This window comes from Mesorhizobium sp. M7A.F.Ca.CA.001.08.2.1, from assembly GCF_003998455.1.
Taxonomy (GTDB): domain Bacteria; phylum Pseudomonadota; class Alphaproteobacteria; order Rhizobiales; family Rhizobiaceae; genus Mesorhizobium; species Mesorhizobium ciceri.
Window position 1 is genome coordinate 1 of sequence record NZ_RZPW01000244.1, and the last position, 8,109, is coordinate 8,109.

Annotated in this window: 10 protein-coding genes; 7 read left to right on the forward strand and 3 right to left on the reverse strand. The window is 64.8% G+C overall.

The genetic code is table 11. The annotated features are described in order from the left end of the window. A partial coding sequence (locus EN914_RS16200) for a 3-deoxy-D-manno-octulosonic acid transferase (protein ID WP_281034657.1) occupies positions 1 to 855 on the forward strand: 855 nt, incomplete at its 5' end. A gap of 1 nt (position 856) precedes the next feature. Then, positions 857 to 1,882, forward strand: coding sequence for a tetraacyldisaccharide 4'-kinase (lpxK, locus tag EN914_RS16205; RefSeq protein WP_024504830.1), 1,026 nt, complete (start codon positions 857 to 859; stop codon positions 1,880 to 1,882). Here lpxK and EN914_RS16210 read toward each other — a convergent pair. Further along, a complete protein-coding gene (locus tag EN914_RS16210; RefSeq protein WP_013532341.1) occupies positions 1,879 to 2,112 on the reverse strand; it encodes a DUF2093 domain-containing protein in 234 nt (77 codons plus the stop codon). The two genes, lpxK and EN914_RS16210, sit on opposite strands and share 4 nt — an antisense overlap. A 77-nt stretch (positions 2,113 to 2,189) precedes the next feature. Here EN914_RS16210 and EN914_RS16215 point away from each other — a divergent pair, with 77 nt between their 5' ends. Then, the gene (locus EN914_RS16215; protein ID WP_245467742.1) at positions 2,190 to 2,825 is read left to right on the forward strand and encodes a hypothetical protein; all 636 of its coding nucleotides are present in this window, start codon (positions 2,190 to 2,192) and stop codon (positions 2,823 to 2,825) included. Between the two features lie 39 nt (positions 2,826 to 2,864). On the opposite strand, the gene EN914_RS16220 is transcribed toward EN914_RS16215, so the two are convergent. Continuing rightward, positions 2,865 to 3,791 carry a LysR family transcriptional regulator gene (locus EN914_RS16220; RefSeq protein ID WP_027163234.1) on the reverse strand — a complete coding sequence of 309 codons (927 nt, stop codon included), beginning with the start codon at positions 3,789 to 3,791 and terminating at the stop codon, positions 2,865 to 2,867. 92 nt (positions 3,792 to 3,883) lie between these two features. Between EN914_RS16220 and EN914_RS16225 the strand changes: the two genes are divergently transcribed. From EN914_RS16225 to EN914_RS16240, 4 genes are all read left to right on the forward strand, one after another. Next, positions 3,884 to 4,777 (forward strand): DMT family transporter, encoded by an 894-nt coding sequence (locus EN914_RS16225; RefSeq protein ID WP_024504827.1) that lies wholly within the window; start codon positions 3,884 to 3,886, stop codon positions 4,775 to 4,777. A gap of 84 nt (positions 4,778 to 4,861) precedes the next feature. After that, complete coding sequence (locus tag EN914_RS16230; protein ID WP_024504826.1) at positions 4,862 to 5,737, forward strand: alpha/beta fold hydrolase; 876 nt, start codon at positions 4,862 to 4,864, stop codon at positions 5,735 to 5,737. 57 nt (positions 5,738 to 5,794) lie between these two features. Further along, positions 5,795 to 6,121 carry an antibiotic biosynthesis monooxygenase gene (locus tag EN914_RS16235; protein WP_024504825.1) on the forward strand — a complete coding sequence of 109 codons (327 nt, stop codon included), beginning with the start codon at positions 5,795 to 5,797 and terminating at the stop codon, positions 6,119 to 6,121. Next, positions 6,096 to 6,383 carry a hypothetical protein gene (locus EN914_RS16240; protein ID WP_164752978.1) on the forward strand — a complete coding sequence of 96 codons (288 nt, stop codon included), beginning with the start codon at positions 6,096 to 6,098 and terminating at the stop codon, positions 6,381 to 6,383. The genes EN914_RS16235 and EN914_RS16240 overlap by 26 nt, the downstream gene beginning before the upstream one ends. 72 nt (positions 6,384 to 6,455) lie before the next feature. On the opposite strand, the gene mutL is transcribed toward EN914_RS16240, so the two are convergent. Further along, positions 6,456 to 8,109 (reverse strand): DNA mismatch repair endonuclease MutL (gene mutL / locus EN914_RS16245; protein WP_127389153.1); only part of this gene is annotated, 1,654 nt, incomplete at its 5' end.

Sequence of the window (8,109 nt, forward strand, 5' to 3'; positions counted from 1 at the left end):
GTGCTGGTCAATGGCAGGCTGTCCGACCGCTCGTTCAAATCGTGGAAGAAACGCGCCAACATCGCCGAGGCGCTGTTCGAGAACCTGGCTCACGTCGTGGCGCAGTCGGATGTCGATGGCGAGCGGTTTCTCGCGCTCGGCGCGCGGCCGGTGACGGTGTCGGGCAACCTCAAGGTGGACACGTCGCCGCCGCCGGTCGACGAACGGGCGCTGGCGACACTGCGGCGGCAGATAGGCACGCGCCCGACCTGGGCGGCGATCTCGACCCATGACGGCGAGGAAGTGGTCGCGGCTGAAGTCCACGCGACGCTGCACAAGCGCCACCATGGTCTTCTGACGATCGTCGTTCCGCGTCATCCCGATCGAGCCGAGGCGCTTGCGGCGCAGATTTCCGGCATGGGCCTGAAGGTCGCGCGGCGCAGCAAGGGCGACAGGATCACGGCCGACACCGACATATTGCTTGGCGACACGATCGGCGAGATGGGGCTCTATCTCCGGCTGACGGAAATCGCCTTCGTCGGCCGCTCGCTGACCTCCGAGGGTGGCCAGAACCCGCTGGAGCCGGCCATGCTCGACACGGCGGTTCTCGCCGGGCGCAATGTGCAGAATTTTCGCGAGGCCTACCAGCGTCTCCTCGACAGCGGCGGCGCCAAGCTGGTGCGCGATCGCGACATGCTGGCCGGCGCCGTCAATTTCCTCCTGACCAACGAAGTGGCGCGCCACGAGATGATGGCGGCAGGCATTGCGACCGTCGACGAGATGCGCGGTGCGCTGGCGCGTACGCTGAAATCGCTTGAGCCCTACATCCAGCCGCTGGTCGTCAAGTCGCGCCTGAAGGGCGCGAACGGGCGCTAGCGTGGCCTCGGAAGCACCACCATTCTGGTGGGAGGAGCCGGACTGGCGGGTCCTGGCACTGTCGCCGCTGTCGGCCATCTATGCGGCTGCCGCCGGCCGCGGCATGCGGCGGGCCAAGCGTGAGAAGATCGAAGCGCCTGTTCTGTGCATCGGCAATTTCACGGTTGGCGGCACCGGCAAGACACCGGTGGCCATCGCGCTCGCCAAGCAGGCCAAGCGCATGCATCTGAAACCAGGCTTCCTGTCGCGCGGCCATGGCGGCTCCTTCGCCGAGCCGCACGTGGTCGATATCGACCACGACAGCGCCCGGCATGTCGGCGACGAACCGCTGCTGCTCGCCGAACACGCGCCGGTGGCGGTGACGCCGAACCGCGCCGCCGGCGCCCGGCTGCTGCTGGAACGGAATGGCTGCGATTTCCTGATCATGGACGATGGCTTCCAGAGCGCCCGCATCCACATCGACTATGCGCTGGTCGTGGTCGATGCGCGCTACGGGATCGGCAACGGCCGCGTCATTCCGGGGGGGCCGCTCAGGGCCAAAATCGTCGACCAGCTGGTTTTCACCAGCGGGTTGTTGAAAATGGGCGAGGGCACTGCCGCCGACAGCGTGGTCCGCCAGGCGGCACGCGCCGGCCGGGCGATCTTCGAGGCCCATACAGAGCCACGCGGCAAGGCAGGGCTTGCCGGCAAGCGGTTCCTCGCCTTCGCCGGTATAGGCCATCCCGAGAAATTCTTCGACACGGTGCGCGAGGCCGGCGGCGAACTGGCATTGACGCGGCCGTTTCCGGACCATCATTTCTATGCGGAGGACGAACTTGCCGAGTTGGCGGCGACCGCACGCACTGAGGGGCTGGTGCTCATCACCACCGCCAAGGACGCCGCCCGGCTGCGCCACGGCGCCTCACAGGACTTTCTCGACCGGCTCGAGGTGCTGGAGATCGACACGGTCTTCGAACTCGATCACGTTCCCGAGCGCATCATCGACGAGACGCTCGATGCCTGGCGCCAGCGCAAGCTGAAGGGTTAACTGCGCTTACGCAGCTCCGGATGCATCTCGATTTCACGGCGCAGCGAGGCGGTGGCGCTGATATAGGGCTCTTGCCTTGCGACGCTCCAGTACTTCAACTCGTCGAGCGGAATGCTTTCGCCTGTCACCGCGCAGCGCACGAACGCGCCGGGGCTGGTAACCTGGAAGTCGCCATCCAGGTAGCGGATGCGGGCTTCCTTGCCGCCGGGGCCTTCGAAACGGTTCATCATGCGGGGACGCCAGGGTTCATGAGGATTTCATCGCCATAAATTCCCGGCGAGGTCAAGCATGAGACAAGCCTGAGACAATGCTGAACGCTTATTGTGAAGCGGAAAAATGTCGTTGGTGGGCCGCAATGGACGTTTCCTCCGCTCGTCTTCCCGCCCTGCTTAGGGAAGTGATGACGCCGCAAGCCGTGCCCTCGGGGCAGGCTGATCCCGTGATGACGGCACTGGTCAAGGCGCTGGTCCAACCGCCGGCGCCGTCTCTGCTCGCGCAGCAGACAGCGCCGGCGCTGTTGATTTTGCCGGCGGCGCCGATGGCCGTCAAATCGCAGCAGATCGCATCCGCTGGCATCGTCGATGCCTATCTTGCCCAGCTTGAGACGGGCGAAGAGGCGGCGTTGGCAACAGTCGTGGCGAGAAAGGCAAAACCCGAAGCCGAAACGCTGCGAGCCTTCTTGCCGCCTTCGACAACCGCCAATGACAATGCCTCCGCCAAGGTTGCGGGGCTGTCATTGCTGTCGCTTATCCCGCCGCAGGCTCCAATCCCGCGCAACGCTGCCGCCCTGGGTACGCCGGCGGGCAGGCACAGGCCGGCCAATCAATCCCATGGTGCGGTGCCGAACCCTGAGCAGTTGCTGGTGAAAATTGGCTTTGTTTCGATAATGGCCGGTTTGCTGGGAGCGGTGATCCTTGGGTTCGTTTTGTTGTTGCTTCGTTGAGCTTCGAATCGGCCGGTTTTCCATATAGGTCCGGAAGGCCTATCGCTCGGCTTCGATAAACGCCTCGATCTTTTCCTGGGCCAGCCCGGCCTCTGCCGCGATGCGGCGGGCGAGGTCGGCGGCGGCGGCACGCGGCCGCCCCATCGGCCGGTCGAGCCAGTAGGATACCGGGTTGAGGGCTGTGCGCTCATCGACGGGAGTGATGCGGCCCGATTGTAATTGATGTCCGGTCAGCGGCGGGCGGGCCAGCGCGATGCCGAGCCCATAGGCGGCGGCGTCGAGCACCAGATTGTAGTCCTCGAAGCGGCGGTCCTGCGGGCGCGGGCGGTAATCCATGCCTTGCGCGGCAAACCAGGCGCGCCAGGCCGACGCGTCGGAATCATTGATCAGCGGATATTTGAGCAGCCGGGCAGGGTCGCCGCGGCCGATCTCGCGGGCAAGCTCGGGTGACGCGACAGGGAAGACATGTTCCTCGAAAAGCTGCACCGAGATGCGGCCCGGAATGCCGCCGCGTCCACAACGGATCGAGAGGTCGATGCCTTCATCGGCAAGGTCGGCCTGGCGGATGTCGACATCGAGCACGATGCGCAGCTTCGAGGGATTGTTTTCCAGCGCTGCCATGCGCGGCATCAGCCACAGTCCGCTGACCGAGGGGATCGAGGTCAGCCGCACCACCGCCGTGCCACGGGGCTCGACCCAGCGGTCGGAATGGGTCGATATCAGCGCAAAGGCTTCCGCCGTGCGCAGATGCAGCCTGTTGCCTTCGATCGTCAGCGAGACGCCGCGCGCACCACGGTCGAAGACTTTCAATCCCAGCCAGTCCTCGAGCTTGGCGATCTGCCGGCTGACGGCGCCATGGGTGATATTGAGCTTTTCGGCGGCCGCCGAAAAGCTACCTGTTCGCGCCGCCGCATCGAAGGCGCGCAGCGTTTCGAGCGGCACCATTGTGTCCGAGCTGTGATCCATAGTCACAGGTGATCCTCGATTTCGTCGTTTGTCAACCGGGGTGAAAAGGCGTTTTCTGCCTTTCAGGACCGAAGAAATACGAGGGCGGTGAGATGAGCGAGATAACGGGCACGTTGAATTCGACACAGCGAATGGACACCACGGCAGCCATCGCGGTGGCGCTGACGGTGGTTGGTTGGGCCTCCGCCTTTCCCGCTATCCGAGCCGGTCTCGCCGCCTTCGGCCCACTGGAACTGGGTGCGTTGCGCTTTGCCATCGCCGCTGTGCCGGCGGCGATCTTCCTGGCCGTCAAGCGCCCGGCGCTGCCAAGGCTCGACGAAGTGTGGCGCCTGGTCTTTGGTGGCGCCATCTTCGTCGCGCTCTACACCGTCATGCTCAATTTCGGCGAACTGACCGTCTCGGCCGGTGCCGCCGGCTTTATCATCAATGTCAGCCCGATCTTCACCGCCATCATGGCGATGGCATTGCTGGGCGAGCGCTTCTCAGGCGTGGCCTGGATCGGTACGGTGATTTCCTTCGCCGGCATAGGCATCATCGCCATGGCCGACGGGCATGGCCTGTCGTTCAACACCGGTGCTCTGTTGGTGCTTGGTTCGGCCTTGTGCTCGGCCGTCAACACCATCGTCCAGAAGCCGCTGTTTGCCCGCCATCATCCATTGACCATTTCGGCTTCGAACATGGTGCTCGGCGCACTATGCCTGGCCCCCTTCCTGCCGTCGGCCTTTTCGCAGGCGGCGGTCGCCGACACAGCAGGCCTCGGCGCCGTCATCTTTCTCGGCATCGTGCCCAGCCTCATCGCCTATGCCGCCTGGGCGACCGCGCTGTCGCGTCTGCCGGCGGCACGTGCCTCCAACTTCCTCTATCTGGTCTCGCCGATGTCCGCGCTGATCGGCTTCTTCTGGCTGGGCGAAGTTCCCACTCTGCTCGGCATAATCGGCGGCGCGCTGGCGCTGGGCGGTGTCATCGTGGTGAATTTGAAGAGATGAATATTGCCGACCGTCCGCTTCCCCCATTTGGAACGATCCCTCGATCAAACGCGTTTAGCCGAGGTTTGTTCGACGGAGGTCCGAATGCCGGGTGCAACGACGCACCGACGCATGCAACTGGATGATCTATCCATTTTTTATCGCGAGGCAGGGCCGTTAGAAGCACCTGTCTTGCTCTTGCCGCACGGCTATCCCTGCTCTTCGTTCCAATTCCGCCGACTGATGCCGGCGCTCGCCGACCGCTGGCGGACGATTGCATTCGATTGGCCTGGCTTCGGATACAGCGGCACACCCGATCCGGCCACCTTCGGCTATGATTTCGACGCCTATTGCGACGTGCTTTCCAAGCTTGCCGATAAATTCGGTCTCCAACGCTACGCCTTGTGGCTGCATGATTATGGCTCGCAGATGGGACTCCGGCATGCGATCTCACACCCGGAGCGGATCAGCGCCCTGATCATCCAGAACGGCGACATCTACGAGGACGTGCTTGGACCCAAATACGCCACGATCAAGGCCTGGTGGACCGACAAGACGCCCGGCAAGCACCGTCCGCTCGAGGCCGCGGTAAGTGAGGACGGGTTCCGGGCCGAGTTCATCGGGGAAGTGGCTGACGACGTCGCCATGCGCGTGCCGCCCGATCTCTGGAATCTTCACTGGCCACTGATGAACACGCCGGTTCGTCGGCAGATCGCCGTCGGTCTGATGGAGAAGCTGGAAGCCAATCTCACCTGGTTTCCGCGCTACCAGGCTTATTTGCGTGAACACCATCCACCTACGCTGATCCTTTGGGGGCCAGAGGATGGCTATATGCCCGCGGCGTCGGCAAGGGCCTATCATCGCGATCTGCCCGATGCGGAACTGCATCTGATCGAAGGGGCGGGTCATTGGCTGCTCGAGACACATTTCGACGACGCGCTGGCGCTGGTCCGCGATTTCCTGGCTCGTGTTCACGGCTGATCACAACTGGCGTCCGCTATGCCCAGTTTGCTGTCCGCCTGACTGAAGGAGAACCTCATGCCGACCACACCGACCATCGCGCGCATCTGGCGCGGTCGCACCCGCCGCGACATCGCCGACGCCTATGAGCCATACCTGCGTGCCGAGGGTATTCCGCCCCTCGAGAAGACGGCGCTTGGCGTCCAATTGCTGCGCGAGGACCGTGATGCCGAGACGTGGTTCACAACCATCTCGTATTGGGCCGACATGCAAGCGATGACCGCCTTTACCAAAGGCGAACCGACCAAAGTCCATCATCTGGACCGCGATGCCGAGTTCCTGATCGAGCTGCCGGAGCGGATCGAAATCCATCGGATACTTGTCGATCGTCGGGGACTGCGCTGAGCGCCGATCGGTGGTTCGCAACCTCTTCTTCTTCGCGGTGATGTCGCTGATCTGGGGGCTGACCTGGGCCGCGATCAAGCTCGGTCTCAATGACGCGCCTCCGCGCCTGCTGGCGGCTGCACGCTATTTGCTGACCGCTTTGGCGGCAGGAGCCTGGCTCTTCGGCGAGGCGGTCGGCTGGGCTGAAATCACCGGTGCGATCCTCCTGCTGGCGGCGGCTGCGATCGCGCTACTCAGGCCGCTGGACGAAAATCGCGGGTGACCACATTGTCGGCCGGCCTCCTGACCTGCCGACCTCGAGCGGCGAAGCGATAGGCCCGCAATCCGTCCCCAGCTATCGCCGTCCGAAAAGCCGTTCGATATCCGCCAGCTTGAGTTCGATATAAGTGGGGCGGCCGTGGTTGCAGGTGCCGGAGCCGGGCGTCGCCTCCATCTGCCGCAGCAGCGCGTTCATCTCCTCGGCCTTGAGCAGGCGGCCGGAGCGCACAGAGCCGTGGCACGCCATGGTCGCGGCTATCTTGTCCAGCCGCTCCTTCAGCGTGTCGACCGTGTCGTTCTCGGCGATCTCGTCGGCGAGGTCGCGCACCAATTGCTGGACATTGGCCTCGCCCAGCATCGACGGCGTCTCGCGCACCGCGACAGCGCCGGGGCCAAAGCGCTCGATGCCGAGACCGAAGCGGGCCAGCGTTTCCGAATGCAGCGCAAGCCGCTCGGCATCCTCTTCCGGCAGGTCGATGATTTCGGGCAGAAGTAGCATCTGCGAGGGCACCGGGCGCGAATGCAGCGCATTCTTCAGCGCCTCGTAGACCAGCCGTTCATGCGCCGCATGCTGGTCGACGATGATGAGCGAATCCCTAGTCTGGGCGACGATGTAGTTCTCATGCACCTGGGCGCGCGCCGCGCCCAGCACCGCGCCGAGCAACGTCTCGGCCGCTTCATCCTGCCCTGCGCGTGCATCGGCGCTGGCAAGCGGACCGGCATCGAAAGCCGCTTGCCCGCTTTCTCGCAAGCCGCGCTGCTCGAGGCCCGCACCATCGAAACCCATATCGAGCGGCCGCTGCGGCGATCGGGCAGGATCGAAGCCGGACGGACCCGACGCGCGGTAGGCCGCGTCGTAGCTGCGGTGGCCGTTTGCCGGTCCGCCGTGGCCGTAGGATGCGGCCCCTGGCCGGAACGCCGCCATCATGCCGGCGGCACCCGTGGTGGCGGCGCGGACGCCGGCATCGGCCAGTGCTTGCCTGATTGCGCCGACGATCAGCCCGCGCACAAGGCCGGGATCGCGGAAGCGCACATCGGCCTTGGCTGGGTGGACATTGACGTCGACGATGGCCGGATCGAGCGTCAGGAACAGCACCGTCACCGCATGGCGGTCGCGCGGCAGGACGTCGGCATAGGCGCCGCGTATGGCGCCGGCGATCAGCTTGTCGCGCACTGGGCGGCCGTTCACATAGGCATATTGCTGCAGCGCGTTGGCGCGGGTGAAGGACGGGATCGACACGTGGCCGGTCAGATGCACGCCATCGCGCATCGCGTCGAGGGCAATCGAATTGTCGGGAAAGTCGGCGCCCATCACCTGGGCGACACGACGCAGGCTGCCTTCCGCGCTGTCATCCGCCGCCGGCAATTCCAGTGTCGAGCGGTCCGAGCCGGCCAGCGTGAAGCGCACGGCGGGGAAGGCGATGGCGATGCGCTTGACCACATCGCTGGTGGCCGAGCTTTCGGCGCGCTCGCCCTTCATGAACTTCAATCGGGCCGGCGTTGCGAAGAACAGGTCGCGCACCTCGACCGTGGTGCCGCGATTGGCCGCCGCCGGCCTGACAGGCAGGACGCGGCCACCCTCGATGCCGATCTCGGCGGCGCTGTCACTCGCTGCCGTGCGCGAGCGGATCGAAAGTCGCGACACCGAGCCGATCGACGGCAGCGCTTCGCCGCGGAAGCCCAGCGAGCGAATGTCGTTGATATCCTCGGTGAGCTTGGAGGTGCAGTGA